The organism is Stakelama saccharophila (assembly GCF_032229225.1).
In the GTDB taxonomy this organism is placed as follows: domain Bacteria; phylum Pseudomonadota; class Alphaproteobacteria; order Sphingomonadales; family Sphingomonadaceae; genus Sphingomonas; species Sphingomonas saccharophila.
On sequence record NZ_CP135076.1, the window covers coordinates 1,444,174 to 1,460,885 of the forward strand.

Here is a 16,712-nt window from a genome sequence, read left to right on the forward strand (position 1 = left end):
GCCTTAGCACTTTGTTAACCGTCGCGGCGCTATGCGGCGAAGGTGATGCGAACCGACCGATCCCATCCGCTCCACTCCGCGGAGCAGGACGAGCGATTGCCGCTTGCCCTGGGCATGGCCATCGCGATGCTGCTGTCGGCCGTTCTGTGGACCGGTGCGCTGATCGTCATCCTGTAGCGGGCGAGCGGCTGGGGTCGAGACAGGCAAGCCCACTTCCCGCCACCGAAGATTTGCTTGGGCGCTGCCGGCTGGACGCGCCGGCCCGACACTCCCATGTTGCGTCGGACGGGGACGGCGGCCTAGATGCCTGCCTGCCGCCAGCAACCACCGCAATGACGAGAGCCTTCATGAGCGCCACGCACAAGACCCGCATGCTGATCCTGGGCTCCGGCCCCGCCGGCCTTTCCGCCGCCATCTACGGCGCGCGCGCCGGCATGGAGCCGATCCTGGTGCAGGGCATCCAGCCCGGCGGGCAGCTAACCACCACGACCGATGTGGAGAACTATCCCGGCTTTCGCGACGTCATCCAGGGACCGTGGCTGATGGAGGAGATGCAGGCGCAGGCCGAGCATGTCGGCACCAAGCTCGTCTGGGACACGATCACGCATGTCGATCTGTCGCAGCGGCCGTTCCGCCTGACCGGCGACAGCGGGGACCTGTACGAAGGCGACGTGCTGGTCATCGCCACCGGCGCGCAGGCCAAATGGCTGGGCCTCGACAGCGAAGAGGCGATGAAGGGCAAGGGCGTTTCCGCCTGCGCCACCTGCGACGGCTTCTTCTATCGCGGCAAGAAGGTGGCGGTGATCGGCGGCGGCAACACCGCGGTCGAGGAGGCTTTGTACCTGACCAACCATTCGCCGGACGTGACGCTGATCCACCGGCGCGATTCGCTGCGCGCGGAAAAGATCCTGCAGGAGCGGCTGTTCAAGAACGAGCGCATCACTGTCCTGTGGAACAAGCAGGTCGAACGCTTCGTCGGCGGCGGCACGCCGGAAGGGCTGGTCGCGCTGGAGCTGAAGGACACCCATACGGGCGCGCTCTCCACGCTGGAGGTGGAAGGCGGCTTCGTCGCGATCGGCCACCATCCAGCGACCGAGCTGTTCCGCGGCCATCTGGCGCTGGACGGCGACAGCTATATCACCGTCGAGCCGGGGTCGACGCGCACCAGCGTGCCGGGCGTGTTCGCGTGCGGCGACGTGATGGACAAGGTGTACCGCCAGGCCGTGACGGCGGCCGGCACCGGCTGCATGGCGGCACTCGACGCCGAACGCTTCCTGGCCGAGGCCGAGTTCGAGGACGTCGCCGAAGCGGCGGAATGAGCCGCCCGCGCCGCCGGATGATTCGGCGGCGGCAACGCGGCGGTGCGCGCGCTTAGCTTCACACAATTCGCGGTGTTTCTTTAGGAAGGTTGCGGAGGCGCGCAGCTTTGTTGCGCAGGTCTTCGTGGGGAGCGGACGCTGAGAAAGAGCGGGTCCGTGCGGTATAGCGCGGGCGCCGGGGTGTAGGAAAGCGGCGCGCCGGGTGCGTGCCGGATGGGCGAAGCGGCGTTGCGGGTGTGGCGCCCGTCAATGGGGTTCACACACGCCGAGCCTTCGCGGCGATATTCCTGCGAACGCGGGAATCCAGAGCCTATGCCCGTGCCGGTAGCCCTGGGCTCCTGCCTGCGCAGGAGCACGGCGAGGGGCGAGGCGAAGGTCGGGCGGGGGCGTTCAGGTATCCGCGTCCGCGCGCGCCTGATGCTCCTTGAACAATTCGATGAATTTCGGAAACACGCCCGCTTCGTAATAGGCGAGCAGCGGCAGGTCGGTCTCGGGATCGACCCCGGCCTCGCGCGCGTAGCGGGCGATCAGCCGATCGCTTTCGGTTTCATATTCGCCCGGCGCGACTTCTACGGCGGGGTAGCTGGGCTTGATCCCGGCGTCGGTGAGGCGGCGGCGGAGATCGGCTTCGGTGTCGTCGCCCTTTTCGAACACGGTGAAGTCGAACCGGTCGTCGAGGCCCATCTCATTGAGCGCGATGCGCAGCTTCAGGCAAAAGGGACAGGTTTTGAGCAGCCAGGCGCGGGGGCGGAAGGTGGTGTCGGGCATGGGGTGGCTTCCGGTAGGCGGGAGTGTTGAAGGAGAAAACGCCGGAAGTCAGGTGAAAGTTCGCAGCAAAAAAATTATAGGGCTTCGAGTTTGTCGTTGATTGCAAAAACCAACTCATAAGCCACTATCTTAAATGCATCCTCATACTCTACGTAGTAATCCAACTCCTTGATAATGTCGCGCTCGCCATGCGCGATCTTATTTCGCCGCCTTACCAATGTTTCTAATTTTCGATTATGAAGCGGTAGTGATGGTGTGACTAGGTCAGCATCATATAATAGTTCGATCAGCTTATCGGGCCAGAGATTTGAATCGGTCTCTACCTCAGGAAATGATGGAGACGACTTCAAATGTTCATCTGAAAACTTAACTATCTTCTGCAATAGTTCTTTTCTTGGAAGGTCACGTATCTTCTTGAGATTTTTGCTTACAGCAAAGCACTGAACAGGAAACGGAAACTCGTCACACTTTTTTCCGGAGCGCTTGAGGGTGTCGTAATATACCGTAAGCGCAAATTTGCAGAAACCTTCGTAGTGGGCATAGAGTAGCGTCCATGCTGCGCGGAACAGAACGGTTCGCTCCCGTGCTTGAACCGCCCTGTTTGCAAGTAGCAATCTAAGAGTGGCAAGTTCTGTCTCTCGCCAATCCAGATCACGCTCAATTTCCTTTATTGGACTCATTCCGGAAAGAAATGTTTCCCAACTACCTCGATGCGCGCTTCCATCTTCATCTTTGAATTCGCGCCCGGGCCGGTAGCGTCCCGAAATTCCTCGTCTTCAAACGCGTTGTTTAATGTTGCTTGCAGATCCTCCGGCGAACGATCGGTTAATTCTTTAAAGCGCGGCGAGAGTGCGCCACACACAGCTTCGAAATAAGCGGGAGCCAACCGTCCGGTGGCGCTCCCGTCTCTCCAGCGAGAAAACGCGGAGTCACCAAACTTGTCCGCGATGAAGTCGAAAAAGTATCTGAAATGATCTTCATTAAAAATATGACTCTGGTCTTCTTCGAACAGGATTTCTTCCATGTATGCATCGAGCCATTCTCGGACATTGCCGGAGAAGTGATCCCGATATTGCTCTACTGCAAAAAAGCGAAGCACCAGTTCTTCATCAGCCCGTTGCTCGCGATCCGTCTCGGGAATCCGATTGGTGGCGGTGACGAATCCGCTATGTGATGCAAGCGATTGGAGTCTGGTATAAAAGTCCGCACCTCCGGAGATCATCCGGCAGGAGCAATTGCGAATTTCTTGCGGAGCCAAAAGCGATCCGCCCGTATTGAGACGCTTGAACATCTCATATTTTACAAAATCGCTCCCGCTTTTCTTGATTATGATTGCTCGTATTGGAGTCCTTTTTAACCCCAAGCGAATTGATGTCGCAAAATCTTCGAATTTCATTCCGTTGAGATCATCGAGGATGTCGCATCCCTCAAGGATTAATTCTGGTTCTTCAATGGCGTCGTGATCCATGAATTGAATCACTGAGCTAGTTCGCTGAAGGCCATCTATAAGCTCGAGAACGCCTTCATTATCCTCGATGAGGAAGATGGGAGGAATAGGGAGTTTGAGCAGTATAGACTCGATGAGCCGAGACCGCTGCTCGTTACTCCATCTAAACAGCCGCTGATACTCTGGGCGGATAACGATCTCGCCGTCTTTGTGGAGATTGAGCAATTCTCCGAAAGAGAAATCCACAGCTTCCGTTCGGATTTCATTATTCTCGATGGCGTCCAAGACCTTCCCCATACCGCTAATTCCCAGTCAAAATCGTCATCAGAGTAGTGCCAGAAATTTGGAAAACAACGGGTTCCTGAGAGTCGCCTCTCATTCCACCGTCACAAAACTATCCATCACCCGTTTGCGGCCGGCCTTTTCGAACTCGATTTCGAGCTTGTTGCCTTCGATTTCCTCCACCCGGCCATAGCCGAATTTCTGGTGGAAGACTCGGCAACCGACCGCAATATCGTCGCGGCCCTTGTTGCCGAGGCTGACGGCGCTGGCGCGCGCTTCCATCACGCGGGCCGGTTCGCGGGTGAAGGTGCGGCTGGTCCATTCGCCGCCGATCTTGCCCGCCGCGCGCTGCCAGCCGGGGCCTCGTCCGGTGCCGCGCGTGGTGTCGGCGAAGGGGTCGCTATGTTCGGACCAGTTGGCGCGCCACAGGCTCTCGCCGCCGGTCATCGTCGTTTCCTCCTCGATATGCTCCCTGGGCAGTTCGCCGACGAAGCGGCTCGGCAGGCTGGAGTTCCACTGGCCGTAGATGCGGCGGTTGGCGGCGTGGAGGATGACCGCGCGGCGGCGCGCGCGGGTGATCGCGACATAGGCGAGGCGGCGCTCCTCCTCGAGGCTGGCGAGGCCGCCTTCGTCGAGCGCGCGCTGCGAGGGGAACAGCCCTTCTTCCCAGCCGACGAGGAACACGGTGTCGTATTCCAGTCCCTTGGCGGCGTGGATGGTCATGATGGTGACCTTCGCGTCCTCGGCGAGCGCATCGTTGTCCATGACGAGGCTGACATGTTCGAGGAACGCGCCGAGACTTTCATATTCCTCCATCGCGCGGACAAGCTCGGTCAGGTTTTCGAGGCGGCCGGCGGATTCGGCGGATTTGTCCGCCTGCAGCATCGCGGTGTAGCCGCTTTCGTCGAGGACGATGCGGGCGAGTTCGGGGTGGGGGATGGCGTCGGCGAACGGCGTTCCGGCTTCGCCGGCCCCTCCACCACCCGGCTGCGCCGGGCGGTTCCCCTCCTCAAGCGAGCTTGGCGAGGAACTGAACGCCATGTCGCGCCAGCGGGCGATGTCGGCGATGAAGGCGGCGAGGGCGTTGCGGGCGCGGGCCTGTAGCTCGTCGGTGCCGATCAGGCGCGCGGCGGCGGTGAGGAGGGGGACGCCCTCGGCGCGCGCGAGGCTGTGGATCTGCGCCACCGCCTTGTCGCCCAGGCCGCGCTTGGGGGTGTTGACGATGCGTTCGAAGGCGAGGTCGTCGGCGGGCTGGTTGATGATGCGCAGATAGGCGAGCGCGTCGCGGATTTCGGCGCGTTCGTAGAAGCGATACCCGCCGATGATGCGGTAGGGCAGGCCGATCGAAATGAAGCGGTCCTCGAACTCACGCGTCTGGTGCTGGGCGCGGACGAGGATGGCGATGTCGTCCAGGCTCTTGCCGGCGCGCTGGCACGCCTCGATCTCCTCGCCGACGCGGCGGGCCTCTTCGGGGCCGTCCCAGACGCCGAGCACCTTCACCTTTTCACCGGCGTCGAGCTCGGTCCACAGCATCTTGCCGAGGCGGCCGCCATTGTTGGCGATGACGCCGGATGCCGCGCCGAGGATGTGCGGGGTGGAGCGGTAATTCTGTTCGAGGCGGATGACGGTCGCGCCGGGGAAGTCGCGCTCGAACTTCAGGATGTTCTCGACCCGCGCGCCGCGCCACGAATAGATCGACTGGTCGTCGTCGCCGACACAGGCGATGTTCTTTCGCTCCTGGGCCAAGAGGCGCAGCCAGAGATACTGGACGGCGTTGGTGTCCTGATATTCGTCGACGAGGATGTATTTGAAGCGCTGCTGATACTGTTCGAGGACTTGCGCGTGCTCCTTGAGGATCACGAGCATGTGGAGGAGCAGGTCGCCGAAATCGCAGGCGTTGAGCGTGCGCAGGCGATCCTGATATTGCTGGTAGAGGTCCTGCCCGCGACCATTGGCGTAAAGCTCGGACTCGCCGGCGTCGAGGTCCTTGGGCGTCAGGCCCTTGTTCTTCCACCCGTCGATCAGCCCGGCGAGCTGGCGCGCGGGCCAGCGTTTCTCGTCGAGATCGTTGGCGGCGATGAGTTGCTTGAGCAGGCGCTTCTGATCGTCGGTGTCGAGGATGGTGAAGTTGCTGTGCAGCCCGACCAGCTCGGCATGGCGCCTGAGCATCTTCGCGCCGATCGCGTGGAAGGTGCCCAGCCACGGCATCCCCTCGACCGCGTCGCCGACGAGGTGGCCGACGCGCTCCTTCATCTCGCGCGCCGCCTTGTTGGTGAAGGTGACGGCGAGGATCTCCGACGGCCATGCCTTGCGCTGGTAGAGGATGTGGGCGAGGCGGCGGGTCAGCGCGGCGGTCTTGCCCGTGCCCGCGCCGGCGAGGACGAGGACGGGGCCGTCGGTGGTGAGCACGGCCTCGCGCTGCGGTTCGTTGAGGCCGCGGAGGTAGGGCGGTTCGGACGGGGTGGGGGCAAGCTCGGTCACGCGTGAACAGTTAGGGAACGAGCGCGCGACGGGCAAGCATGGGATGACGAAGCGCAACGTGCGGTGTATTATGTCGCTGTCACAGGAGGATTGGGATGGACGAGGGCGGACGGTTTCGGCGGCGGCTGGTGATCGCACTGGCGCTCGCGGCGCTGGTGACGTTCGGCTGGGTCTGGCTGCGGACCTCCGGCATCGTCGGGGGCGGCGGATGCGCGCCGGAACGCCAGGTGGAGCGCGATGCCGGCGGGACGGTCACGCGGATCACCACGCGCGAATGCCCGCAGGAATGACGCGCCGCGCCGAAGTGATTGCGCGACATACCGCCGACATGTTTTGAACGCAAAGCGCTGATAGCGCGCGGTGCACGCATCGCGGCGTCCGCGCGCCGTCCGCTTGTCGAGATCGAGGTTTCTTGGTTCAGCTTCCCCGACTGCTGCAACACTTTCCGGACGCGGTCCGATCTCGGCTGGGAACCCGCCTGTCGGGGGCGCTGCTGGCGCTGCTGATCGAGATATTGCTGGCGTTGCTGCTGCTGACGCTCGCGGGTCCGGCGATGCGCGAGGAGCCGCCGGAAAGTACGGTTCTGCAATTCTATACGCCCGAGGATGCCGTCGAAAAGAATGCCGATGCGGGCAAGCCGACACCGGCGGACGCTGATCGCGCCCAACCCGAACCGGCGGAGCGGTCCGAGGCAGCGCAGCCGCAGCCGCAGCCGGAGCGGCAGCCGATGCCACCGCAGCCCCCGCCGCCCGAGCCGCAACCGGAGCAGGCGAAGGAGCCGCCGGCCTTCATCCCGATCTCGCCCGACCAGATGGCGAGCATCGATCTTTCCAATCGCAACCCGTCAAAGCCGAAAACGGCGCCGGCGCAGCCTTATGGGCCGGTGGCGAATCCGCTCTATGCAGCGACGGCGGGCGATACGCCGCGCGTGGCGGGCTCCGGCCCGCATGGCGAGCCGTTATATGCCGCATCCTGGTATCGCGAGCCGCGCGACGATGAACTGCGCGGCTATCTGTCGGCGGCGAAGGGGCCGGGCTGGGCGCTGATCGCGTGCAAGACGGCGCCGCGTTTCCGGGTGGAGGATTGCGTGTCCGTGGATGAATATCCCGACCATTCGGGGATCGCGCAGGCGGTATTGGCGGCGGCATACCAGTTCCGCGTGCGGCCGCCGCGCATCGGCGGCAAATCGCAGGTCGGCGCCTGGGTGCGCATCCGGATCGATTACGACCTGCAGCGCTCGCCGAGCGGTGCGAATTAGGATCGGGCGCGGCGCAACAGCGTGATCTTTGCCTTGCCGTAACTGCGGGCGGCGTCGACCGCGAAGCCGGCAACCTCGACGTTTTCGCCGCGGCCGGTTTCGATGCTGATCCAGCTATGATCGCCGACCCAGCCGAGGCGCTCCAGCCTGTCGAGTGCGACGCTGCCCGCGCCGGTTTCGTAGGGCGGGTCCATCAGGATCAGGTCGAGCGGTTCCGAAGCCGGACCCAGCGCCATGACCGACTGCGCGCGGATGTCCGCGCCGTGCGCGCCGAGCCTGAGGACATTGTCGCGGATCGCCTCTATCGCCGCCTGATCCTGCTCGACGAACAGGCAGGTCGCCGCGCCGCGCGACAATGCTTCCAGCCCGAGCGCGCCCGAGCCGGCGAACAGATCGGCCGCGCGCAGATCCTCGAAACTGCCGAGGCGGCTGGCGAGCATGGAAAATAGCGCCTCACGCGTACGGTCGGCGGTGGGACGCGTGGTGGCGCCGCGCGGGCTCGACAGCGGACGCCCGCGCCACTGGCCGGCGATAATCCTCATTTGCCGGTCTGGCGGCGGCCTGGGCGCGGCGAGCGGTCCGGTCGCTTACGGTCGCGGCCGTCCTCGTTCTTCCGGGGTGGGGCGAGCGTCTTTCGGAACACGACCAGATCGTGGCGGCGCACTTCGGTGACGCCGCCCGAGGGCAGGTCGGCCAGCTCGAAAGGGCCGTAGCGCGTGCGGATGAGGCGGTTCACCTCCAGCCCGAGATGTTCGAGAACGCGGCGGACCTCGCGATTCTTTCCCTCGGTGAGCGTCATTTCGACCCAGGTATTGGCGCCGGTGCGGCGTTCGAGATTGGCGTCGATCCGGCCATAGCGCATGCCGTCGATTTCCACCCCCTCGATCAGGTCCTCCAACTGCTCCTGGTTGACCTGGCCGAAGGCACGGGCGCGATAGGTGCGCTCCACCCCCGAGGACGGAAGTTCGAGCTGCCGCTTCAACTCGCCGTCCGTGGTCATCAGGAGCAGCCCCTCGGTATTGTAGTCGAGCCGGCCGACCGGCATCAGCCGGGGCAACCCATCCGGCAGGACGTCGTAGATCGTCTTACGCCCCTTGGGATCATGTTCGGTGGTGAGGCAGCCGGTCGGCTTGTGGAACAGGAAGAGGCGCGCAGGCGCCGGCGCGGCGACGGCCTGTCCGTCGACGGTGACGCCGTGCAGCGAGGCGACGAGCGTGGCGGGCGTTTCCAATACCTTGCCATCGATCGCGACCCGGCCGTCGGCGATCATGCGCTCCACCTCTCGCCGCGACGCGATTCCCGCACGGGCGAGCAGTTTGGCGATGCGCTGTGCTTCCTTGGCCGACGAACGGGGCGCAGGATCGTTCGGTTGCCGGGCGCGGGCTTTTTTGGGCGTGACAGTCATAATGGCCGCGGTGATAGAGTGTTTGTGCGTCGGTGCAAAAGCTTTGCTGCGCGCAACGATCCTGCACCTGTCGAGTTGGTTCGATCGGAACCGAAACGGTTGCACGATCCAGGGAGCGTGAGCGAAGTCCATGTTGTTCGGAAAGAAAAAGCGGCGGATAAACAACATCCTGATCGTCGAGGATGAGCCGCTGGTGGCGTTCGACACCGAGCATTTCCTGGGCGATGAAGGATTTTCGATCGTCGACACGACCGATTCGGTGATCGAGGCCAGGTCGGTGCTCGAGGGGCCGATGCCGGTGGATCTCGTGCTGGTCGATGTCAAGCTCAACGACGGCAGTGGCATCGACGTCGCGCAAGCCGCGCACGCAGCGGGCGTGCTGGTGCTGTTCGTGACCGGCAACTGCCCGGCCGAAGCGCGGGAATTGGCCGCGGGATGTCTGTCGAAACCCTATACGCAGCGCGACCTGATGACGGCGATCGACGCCATCGAGGCCGTGGCGGAGGGCAGGAAGCCGAAGAAGCTGCCGGCCAATTTCAGCCTGTTCGACGCCGCAGCCTAGCCGGGCGACGCGTGTCGTCCCATCTCCCCTCCCCCTCAGGGAGACTTCTGCAAAAGGCGCGAAAGTGGAAACTTCTTTCGTCATGCTGAACTTGTTTCAGCATCCACCTGGCTGCAACAGCAAACGCTTAAGCTAAGCGGCTCGGTGGACCGGGCTTCCGCCGGGGAGACGAGAATGGGTTTCGCAGAATTCTCCTAGAGGGAGGGGAGGAGGCGATTCCCCGTGGCGTCGAGCCGCTATTACCTCCGCCAGACGCTCCAGGCTCTGTAACGTACCGGGACGCTGCGAATGTAGAGCGTGCGCGGGTCAGGGTTCCATCGCCACGCCGGGCGGCACATCGAGGCGGAAGGCCGCGCCCTGGGCGCCGTCATCGCGGCAAATCGTTCCGCCGACGCTGCGCGCCATCGCGTCGATCACGCGCATGCCGAGGCCCGTGCCGCGCACCTTCCCGTCGGCGGGCATGCCGATGCCGTCATCCTCGACGCGCACGGCGAAACCTTCGCCCGCGCCTTCCACGCACACGCGCACCTCTCCGCTCGAATTTCCGGGATAGGCGTATTTGATCGCGTTGCTGGAGAGTTCGGCGACGATGATGCCGATCGAGATGGCATGATCGGGCTTTACCACGAGCGGCTGCGCCCTGAGCACCAAATCGGGTGCGCCGCTGCTCAGGCTGCGCCCGATGTCGCGCAGGAGGTGGTCGAGATATTCGTCGAGCCGCACCGAATCCGGATGGTTCGACGTATAGAGCCGGCGGTGCACCTGGCCGATGGCGTCGATCCGTCCCTGAATGGCGATCAACGCCTCGCGCGTTTCGTCGCTGCACCCGGCCACGAGCTGCATGTTGACGAAGGCGGAGACGAGCTGAAGGCTGTTGGCGACGCGGTGATGGACCTCGCCCAACATGGTTTCGAGGCGCGCAAGGCTTTCGCGCAGTTCGCGTTCGGCGCGGCGCTTGTCCGCTTCCAGCGCGACCTGGCGAACGGCCTGTTCGAAACTGCGCGACAGGAGGTCGAAAAAGGCCTCGCCCACCGTCTTCACGACATAATCGGCGGCGCCCGCCTTCAGCGCCGCGACCGCGACGCGGGTTTCGTCCGATCCCGTGACATAGACGACGGGCGGTGCGTCCGGCCGTTCGCGGATGGTGGCGAGAACCTGGAGCCCGTCCTGGCCGGGCATGTAATGGTCGATGGCGACGAGGTCGAACCGTTCCGCATCAAGAAGCGCCAGCCCCTCCGGCCCGTTGGCGGCGGTGCGCACATGGAAACCGCGTCGCGTCAGCGCTCGCTCGGCCAGGCGGCGCAGGCCCGCGTCATCATCGATATAGAGTATGCGCACGGTATTCCCCGTGTCCGGACGCTATTGCGCGAAGTCCGGCATCTGGATGACGGACAGGAACAGGCCGAGCTGGCGGATGGCATCCGCGAAGCTTTCATAATTGACCGGCTTGGTGATGTAGACGTTGCAGCCGAGATCGTAGCAGCGCTGGATTTCCACCTTGTCGTCGGTGGTGGTCAGGACGACGACCGGGGTCCGGTGCAGCGTCTCGTCTTCCTTGATCCGCTCGAGGATGTCCGTACCGCTCATGTCCGGCAGGTTGAGATCGAGCAATACCAGCGCGGGGCCGTTCAACGTCGGTCCGTCGGGCGCCTCGAACAGGAATTTGAGCGCCGACGTGCCGTCGGCGAAATGCTTTATTTCGTTGGAAATGCCGGCGCGGCGGATGTTCTTTTCGATCAGGCGGGCATGGCCTTCATCGTCTTCGATCATGACGATGTTCACGGCGGGATATCGGGTACTCATACTTCCCTTCGTTACGATGCGGATATGGCCAGCGGTAGTGAAAGCCTGAAGGTGGTGCCGCGGTCAAGTTCCGATTCTACCTCGACGGCCCCGCCCAGACGGTAAATCAGCGCACGCACATAGGCCAGCCCCAACCCTTCGCCCGGTTGGTCCTGCGCGCCCGAGCGGCGAAACAGCTCGAAAATACGGCCGTGGTCGCGCTGGTCGATGCCGCGGCCATTGTCTTCGATCTCATAGACGGCGCGAGCGCCCTCGACCCTGCCGCGGACGGTCACCTCGCCCGCCCGGTCGGGGCTGAGATATTTGACGGCGTTTTCCATGACGTTGGAGAAGATCTGCTCGATCGCCAGACGGTCGCTGACGATGTCGGGCAGTTCCTCGATCGTGATGGTCGCGCCGGCCGTGGAGGCGCGCTGGTGCAGGCTGTCGGCAATGTCCTCCACCAGGGTGCCCATCGCCAGTTCCTCGGGCGCGAGCCGACGCTGGCCCTGCCGCGAAAGCTGGAGAATGGCGTTGATCAGGCGGTCCATCTTCGCCGTGGAGGTGCGGATGAATTCCAGCGCCTCCGGCAGATCCTCCTCGACGGCGCGGCGAGCCTCCTGGCTGGCGAGATCGGGATGCTCCTCGAACAGCGTGTCGAAATAGGCCGCGATGTCCTTGCGCGCGGTTTCCAGTTCGGCGGTGAATCCCATGACGTTGACCAGCGGCGAGCGCAGGTCGTGCGACACGATATAGGCGAAGCGCTGGATTTCCTGATTGGCGCGCTGAAGCTCGCCCGTGCGTGCGTCGATTTCGGCTTCCAGATTGCTGTTGAGGCGCTCCAGCTCCGCATTGCTGGCGTGCAGGGCTTTCGATGCGCGGCCGAGGATGACGAGCACCGAGGCGGCAATGGCGATGATCAGGGCCGCGGTGATGGCGAGTACGATGTAGAGTGTGGTGAGCGTTTCGCGCTGGCGGATATTGCGATCGCGCAGCAGCGCCTGCTCCTCGTGCAGCATTTCGTCGACGATCGCGCGAAAACGCCGGGTGATGGCGGTGGAATCGTCGTTTCCGAAGGCGCGGACAGCTAGGCGGCGGCGGCCCGATTTCACCAGCGCAACAACGTTCGCGAGATGCGCGCGCCGCTGTTCCGACAGGTTGCGCAATGCGTTCAGCCGCGCCTGTTGCGAGCCGTTGTCGTTCGTCATTTCGTCGATCCTGGCGATCAACGGCCCGACCTGGGCGGCGGCATCGACGAAGTGCCGGCGATAGATGTCGTCCCCCTGGAGCAGATAGCCGCGGCGCGAGGTCTCGATCTGTTCGTTGAGGGCCGAAAGCGCGTTCACGCGGGCCTCGACCTCCAGCGTGTGTTCGACGAGGTCGCCGTCGGCGGCACTGCGATTCTGAACCCAGACGGCGGCGACAAGGGCGCCGACCAGCGCCAGCAGGCCGATCACGATCAACACGACCAACGGGCGCGAGCGGAGAGTGACGGCGGTCGGCAGGGCGGTGCGCGCGCGGGCGCCGGGGGCGGGGGACTGGGTCATGCCCTCGCGAAGCCATGAAGCGCGCCGCAAATCAAGGGAAAGCTGCGCCGGCCTCAGGCGAGCCGCGCCTCGACCGCGTCGTGCGGCACGGCCATGTTGCGGTCGGGAAGCAGCGCCGACGGGGCGATGACCAGCGGCACCCGCGCGAACCCCTTCTGCGATCTGCTCCGCCGAGGCGAGTTGTCCGCGGGTGGGCGTGAGCGCGTTCGTGGCTGTTCCTCTCCACCTTTTCCGCTAGTGTCGCGCCAAACGAGTTCGGGGAGCAAGTGGTTAATGCGTGAATCGGGCGCCGAGGGCGGAAGCTGGATCGACGGTGTGAAGCCGTATCTCGAAAAGGCGCCGCTGGCGGCCCTCGCGCTGGGCATCTCGTCCGGTTTTCCCTTTGCGATGATCGCCGCGACGCTGACCACACGGCTCGCCCAGGCCAATATCGAGAAATCGACGGTGACGGCGTTCAGCCTCGCCTTCCTCATCTATTCGTTCAAATGGTTGTGGGCGTGGATCGTGGACGGGGTGCATATCCCGCTGCTCGGGCGGCTGGGTCAGCGCGTGTCGTGGTTGCTTTTCACCGGCGCGCTGGTGATGGTGGCGGTCGCCAATCTCGCGGTCCAGCAACCGACAAGCGATATCGAGGCGACCGCGATCGCCGCCATCCTGGTCGCCTTCGCCAGCGCGACGTTCGACATCGTGATCGACGCCTATCGGATCGAAATCCTCGAGCCGCGGCAGCTCGGCGTAGGATCGGGAATGTCGCAATATGGCTGGCGGATCGGGTCGGCCGGGGCGGGCGCGATCGCGCTGGTCGTGGCGGCGCGATATGGTTGGGAAGCTGCCTATCTCGCCTGCGCGTTGCTGGCGTTGCCCGCGATGATCACCGGACTGTTGCTCGGTGAGCCGAAGCGGCACCGCGATCCCGTCGAGCGCAAGGGGGTGCAGGCGATGCTGCACACGGTATGGGACCCGATCGCGCAGTTCTTTTCGCGCGAGGGCGCGATAATCGTGCTGATCTTCATCCTCGTTCACAAGATTGGCGACACGCTCGCCAATCTGACCTTTCGTCTGTTGTTCGACGATCTCGGCTTTTCGAACGACGAGATCGCCTTTTTCGACGTGGGACTGGGTTTCTGGGCGTATCTGATCGGCATCTTCGTCGGCGGGATGCTCTATGCGCGGATGGGGATGAAGCGATCAGTGCTGTTCGCCCTAATCCTGATGGCGATCTCCAATCTCAGCTTCGCTGGGTTGGCAGCGTTGGGCCATTCCAACTGGGGCATGGGCGGTGCGATCGGGTTCGAAAATTTCGCGAGCGGATTCGGCGGCGTGGTCGTCGTCGCTTATTTCTCGGCGCTGTGCGACCTGCGGTTCACGGCATTTCAATATGCGCTGATCTCAGCAGGTGCGGCGATCGTCGGACGGTTCATTACCGGAACGACGGCGGGCGCGTTGATCGAGTGGATGGGCTATGTGAACTTCTATCTGCTCACCACCGTCGTCGCGTTGCCGGGCGTGATCCTCTATGCCTGGATGATGCGCAGCGGGCTGGTCGATCGTTCGATCGGCAGCGCGGGCACGCAGGGCGATGGCGATGTCCGCGCCGAGAAGCCGATCGAGCAGTCCTAGAACGGCCGCCCGGCATCCGCGAAGGCGTCTGCGACGAACTGCACGCTCATGAACAGACCCGGCGTCGTTCGGCAGCCGGTGAGGTCTGCGAGCAGCATTTCGGCGGCGGGCGCATTGTCGGTGGCGCGGGCCAGGATCGCGAGCAGGGCCGCTTCGTCCGCAGTCATGCGGCAGCAGCAGCGCGGGGCGATGTTGATCGGGCGGGACGAAGCCTGGGACAATTCGAACACCAATGTGCGCAGCGCCGTAAGCGGGCGGCGATAATGCTGGCCGAAGGTGAGGAACATCGCATGCTGGGCGTGCGCATCGTCCAGACCGTTCGCCCCCATCTGCCGGATCGCGAACAGGGCGAGGCGGGCGCTACGCGAGTCGGGCTGGCGATGCGGCAGCGTGGACGCGAGCATGGCGAGCGGCTGGGGGCTGTTCATCGTCATGCGGCGCAGCCTCGCCAATCCGTTATTGCAAGTCAATAGCAACAAGTACTCAGTCGGGGCATTCATCGTTTTCGCGGAGCACTTCGCCGGCGAGGTAGAGTGAGCCGAGGATGCAGACCATCGGCGGCGACTCGTGCGCAGCGGCGGCGATACCGTCGATCGCGGCGGTAACGTCGGGGGCCGTGCTGGTGGCGGCGATGCCGAGGTCGTGTGCCAGGGTCGCCAGCATATTCGGTGCGTGGTGATCGTGGCCGGGCACGGGGATGGCCGTGAGCGACTCGGCCAGCGGAACGAACGGCGCGAGCAGACCGGGCGCATCCTTGTTCGACAGCATGCCGAGGATCAGGTGGACGCGGGCACCCCCGGCGCGCTCGGCAAGTGCATTGCTGACCGCGGCGGCGGCGGCCCGGTTGTGGCCGCCGTCAAGCCAGACGCTGCTGCCGGCCGGCAGGCGATCGGTGAGCGGGCCCGGAGCCAGGCGCTGCATCCGCGCCGGCCAGCGCGCGTCGGTCGCGGCGGCTTTCAGCGCGGCTTCGCTGACGCGAACCCGGGACTGCGCGCGAAGCATGGTGAGGGCGAGCGCGAGGTTCGCGCCCTGATGGCCGCCGACGAGCTGCGGAGCGGGCACGGTGAGCGTGCCGTGCCGGTCGGAGAGGGTGACGTGCTCCGGCGTGCGGGTGAAATTCCAGTCCTTGCCGCCGGCGATCAGCGGCGTGCCGCGCGCTTCGGCGACTTCGCGGACGGCGGCGGCGATATCTTCCGGATAGGCGAGGGTGACGAGCGGGCTGCCAGACTTGGCGATCCCGGCTTTTTCGCGCGCGATGCCGAGCAGCGAATTACCGAGAAAGGCTTCGTGGTCGATGCCGAGTTGGGCGATGCCGCAGGCGGCGGGGGCATCGACCACATTGGTGGCATCGAGGCGTCCGCCCAGGCCCACCTCGATGACGCACGCATCGGCGGGCGTGCGCGCAAAGGCGAGGAATGCGGCGGTGGTCGTCACCTCGAAGAAACTGGCGCCGACGTCGCCGCCGCGGTCGAGCACTTCTTCGAGCAGGACGGCGAGCGCATCGTCGTCGATCAGCCGCCCGGCAAGGCGGATACGCTCGTTGAAGCGGACGAGATGCGGGCTGGTGAAGACGTGCACGCGTTTGCCGTCCGCCTCCAGCGCGGCCCGCAGAAAGGCGCAGGTGGAGCCCTTTCCGTTGGTGCCGGCGACGTGGAAGACCGGTGGGAGCTTGCGGTGCGGGTTGCCGACGCGATCCAGCAGGCGGGTGATGCGGTCGAGGCCGAGAATGTCGGCGCCGGGGCCGAGCTGCGACAAGCGGTCGAGCTGGCGCTGGACTGCCGGAGCGGCCGAGACGGCGTGATCAGGCATATTTAAGCCCTCTCCCCGCCGGGGAGAGGGTTTGGGAGAGGGGCAGTCGGAATGGCCGACAAAATCGCTTCGCTGACTCCGGCAAGGTTAGTCATGATTTCGTGATTGGTGAAGCGGAGCACCCGATAGCCTTGTGATTCGAGATGGGCGGTGCGGTTGGCGTCGCGCTCAGCATCGGTGTGGGTGTCGCCATCGACTTCGATGACGAGCTTGTGCGATCTCGCCGCAAAATCCACGATATAGGGGCCGATGACCACCTGGCGGTTGAACTTGACGCCGTTCAGGCGTTTACCGCGAATAGCTTCCCAGAGCCGACGCTCCGGCTCCGGCATTTCGCTTCGCATCGCTTTTGCGTTTTGGAGCAGGCGTTCGTTCGTTTTCGGCACTGCCCCTCTCCCAACCCTCTCCCCGCAGGGGAGAGGGCTTTTCTCC

Annotated in this window: 18 protein-coding genes; 6 read left to right on the forward strand and 12 right to left on the reverse strand. The window is 64.3% G+C overall.

Features of this window, described 5'->3' with window-relative positions; all coding sequences use genetic code 11:
- Nucleotides 1-45: 45 nt before the first annotated feature.
- Entirely contained in the window at nucleotides 46-177 is a 132-nt protein-coding gene (locus RPR59_RS06790) for a hypothetical protein (protein WP_313917989.1), read from the forward strand.
- Nucleotides 178-347: 170 nt separating this feature from the next.
- Nucleotides 348-1,319 carry a thioredoxin-disulfide reductase gene (gene trxB / locus RPR59_RS06795; RefSeq protein WP_313917990.1) on the forward strand — a complete coding sequence of 324 codons (972 nt, stop codon included), beginning with the start codon at nucleotides 348-350 and terminating at the stop codon, nucleotides 1,317-1,319.
- A 390-nt stretch (nucleotides 1,320-1,709) separates the two neighbouring features.
- Here trxB and RPR59_RS06800 read toward each other — a convergent pair whose 3' ends face one another.
- From RPR59_RS06800 to RPR59_RS06815, 4 genes are all read right to left on the reverse strand, one after another.
- A complete protein-coding gene (locus RPR59_RS06800) occupies nucleotides 1,710-2,087 on the reverse strand; it encodes a glutathione S-transferase N-terminal domain-containing protein (protein WP_313917992.1) in 378 nt (125 codons plus the stop codon).
- Between the two features lie 74 nt (nucleotides 2,088-2,161).
- Nucleotides 2,162-2,767, reverse strand: coding sequence for an MAE_28990/MAE_18760 family HEPN-like nuclease (locus RPR59_RS06805; protein ID WP_313917994.1), 606 nt, complete (start codon nucleotides 2,765-2,767; stop codon nucleotides 2,162-2,164).
- Entirely contained in the window at nucleotides 2,764-3,819 is a 1,056-nt protein-coding gene (locus tag RPR59_RS06810) for a DUF262 domain-containing protein (RefSeq protein ID WP_313917995.1), read from the reverse strand. The genes RPR59_RS06805 and RPR59_RS06810 overlap by 4 nt, the downstream gene beginning before the upstream one ends.
- Before the next feature lie 90 nt (nucleotides 3,820-3,909).
- Nucleotides 3,910-6,297: an ATP-dependent helicase gene (locus tag RPR59_RS06815; protein ID WP_313917997.1), complete on the reverse strand. Its 2,388-nt coding sequence runs from the start codon at nucleotides 6,295-6,297 to the stop codon at nucleotides 3,910-3,912.
- A gap of 95 nt (nucleotides 6,298-6,392) precedes the next feature.
- Here RPR59_RS06815 and RPR59_RS06820 point away from each other — a divergent pair, with 95 nt between their 5' ends.
- Together RPR59_RS06820 and RPR59_RS06825 are read left to right on the forward strand one after the other, a co-directional pair.
- On the forward strand, nucleotides 6,393-6,587 hold the full coding sequence (locus RPR59_RS06820) for a hypothetical protein (protein WP_313917999.1): 195 nt from the start codon (nucleotides 6,393-6,395) through the stop codon (nucleotides 6,585-6,587).
- A gap of 122 nt (nucleotides 6,588-6,709) precedes the next feature.
- A complete protein-coding gene (locus RPR59_RS06825) occupies nucleotides 6,710-7,555 on the forward strand; it encodes a hypothetical protein (RefSeq protein ID WP_313918002.1) in 846 nt (281 codons plus the stop codon).
- Here RPR59_RS06825 and rsmD read toward each other — a convergent pair.
- On the reverse strand, nucleotides 7,552-8,097 hold the full coding sequence (gene rsmD / locus RPR59_RS06830; RefSeq protein WP_313918005.1) for a 16S rRNA (guanine(966)-N(2))-methyltransferase RsmD: 546 nt from the start codon (nucleotides 8,095-8,097) through the stop codon (nucleotides 7,552-7,554). The two genes, RPR59_RS06825 and rsmD, sit on opposite strands and share 4 nt — an antisense overlap.
- Nucleotides 8,094-8,960 carry a pseudouridine synthase gene (locus RPR59_RS06835; protein WP_313918007.1) on the reverse strand — a complete coding sequence of 289 codons (867 nt, stop codon included), beginning with the start codon at nucleotides 8,958-8,960 and terminating at the stop codon, nucleotides 8,094-8,096. The genes rsmD and RPR59_RS06835 overlap by 4 nt, the downstream gene beginning before the upstream one ends.
- Before the next feature lie 130 nt (nucleotides 8,961-9,090).
- On the opposite strand from RPR59_RS06835, the gene RPR59_RS06840 reads away from it, so the two are divergent.
- A complete protein-coding gene (locus RPR59_RS06840) occupies nucleotides 9,091-9,522 on the forward strand; it encodes a response regulator (protein ID WP_313918009.1) in 432 nt (143 codons plus the stop codon).
- Between the two features lie 306 nt (nucleotides 9,523-9,828).
- Here the strand turns inward: RPR59_RS06840 and RPR59_RS06845 are convergent, their stop codons facing one another.
- Genes RPR59_RS06845 through RPR59_RS06855 form a run of 3 tightly spaced genes read right to left on the reverse strand, consistent with a single transcriptional unit; the run spans nucleotide 9,829 to nucleotide 12,851 of the window.
- Nucleotides 9,829-10,860 (reverse strand): sensor histidine kinase, encoded by a 1,032-nt coding sequence (locus RPR59_RS06845; RefSeq protein ID WP_313918011.1) that lies wholly within the window; start codon nucleotides 10,858-10,860, stop codon nucleotides 9,829-9,831.
- Between the two features lie 21 nt (nucleotides 10,861-10,881).
- Complete coding sequence (locus RPR59_RS06850) at nucleotides 10,882-11,325, reverse strand: response regulator (RefSeq protein ID WP_313918013.1); 444 nt, start codon at nucleotides 11,323-11,325, stop codon at nucleotides 10,882-10,884.
- An 11-nt stretch (nucleotides 11,326-11,336) separates the two neighbouring features.
- Entirely contained in the window at nucleotides 11,337-12,851 is a 1,515-nt protein-coding gene (locus tag RPR59_RS06855; RefSeq protein ID WP_313918015.1) for a sensor histidine kinase, read from the reverse strand.
- A gap of 273 nt (nucleotides 12,852-13,124) precedes the next feature.
- Between RPR59_RS06855 and RPR59_RS06860 the strand changes: the two genes are divergently transcribed.
- Nucleotides 13,125-14,471 carry an AmpG family muropeptide MFS transporter gene (locus RPR59_RS06860; RefSeq protein ID WP_313918017.1) on the forward strand — a complete coding sequence of 449 codons (1,347 nt, stop codon included), beginning with the start codon at nucleotides 13,125-13,127 and terminating at the stop codon, nucleotides 14,469-14,471.
- Here the strand turns inward: RPR59_RS06860 and RPR59_RS06865 are convergent.
- Genes RPR59_RS06865 through RPR59_RS06875 form a run of 3 tightly spaced genes read right to left on the reverse strand, consistent with a single transcriptional unit; the run spans nucleotide 14,468 to nucleotide 16,666 of the window.
- A complete protein-coding gene (locus tag RPR59_RS06865; RefSeq protein WP_313918019.1) occupies nucleotides 14,468-14,905 on the reverse strand; it encodes a DUF6628 family protein in 438 nt (145 codons plus the stop codon). The two genes, RPR59_RS06860 and RPR59_RS06865, sit on opposite strands and share 4 nt — an antisense overlap.
- A 49-nt stretch (nucleotides 14,906-14,954) precedes the next feature.
- Nucleotides 14,955-16,280 (reverse strand): bifunctional folylpolyglutamate synthase/dihydrofolate synthase, encoded by a 1,326-nt coding sequence (locus RPR59_RS06870; RefSeq protein WP_313918020.1) that lies wholly within the window; start codon nucleotides 16,278-16,280, stop codon nucleotides 14,955-14,957.
- Nucleotides 16,281-16,282: 2 nt separating this feature from the next.
- On the reverse strand, nucleotides 16,283-16,666 hold the full coding sequence (locus RPR59_RS06875; RefSeq protein WP_313918022.1) for an endonuclease domain-containing protein: 384 nt from the start codon (nucleotides 16,664-16,666) through the stop codon (nucleotides 16,283-16,285).
- Nucleotides 16,667-16,712: the final 46 nt, after the last annotated feature.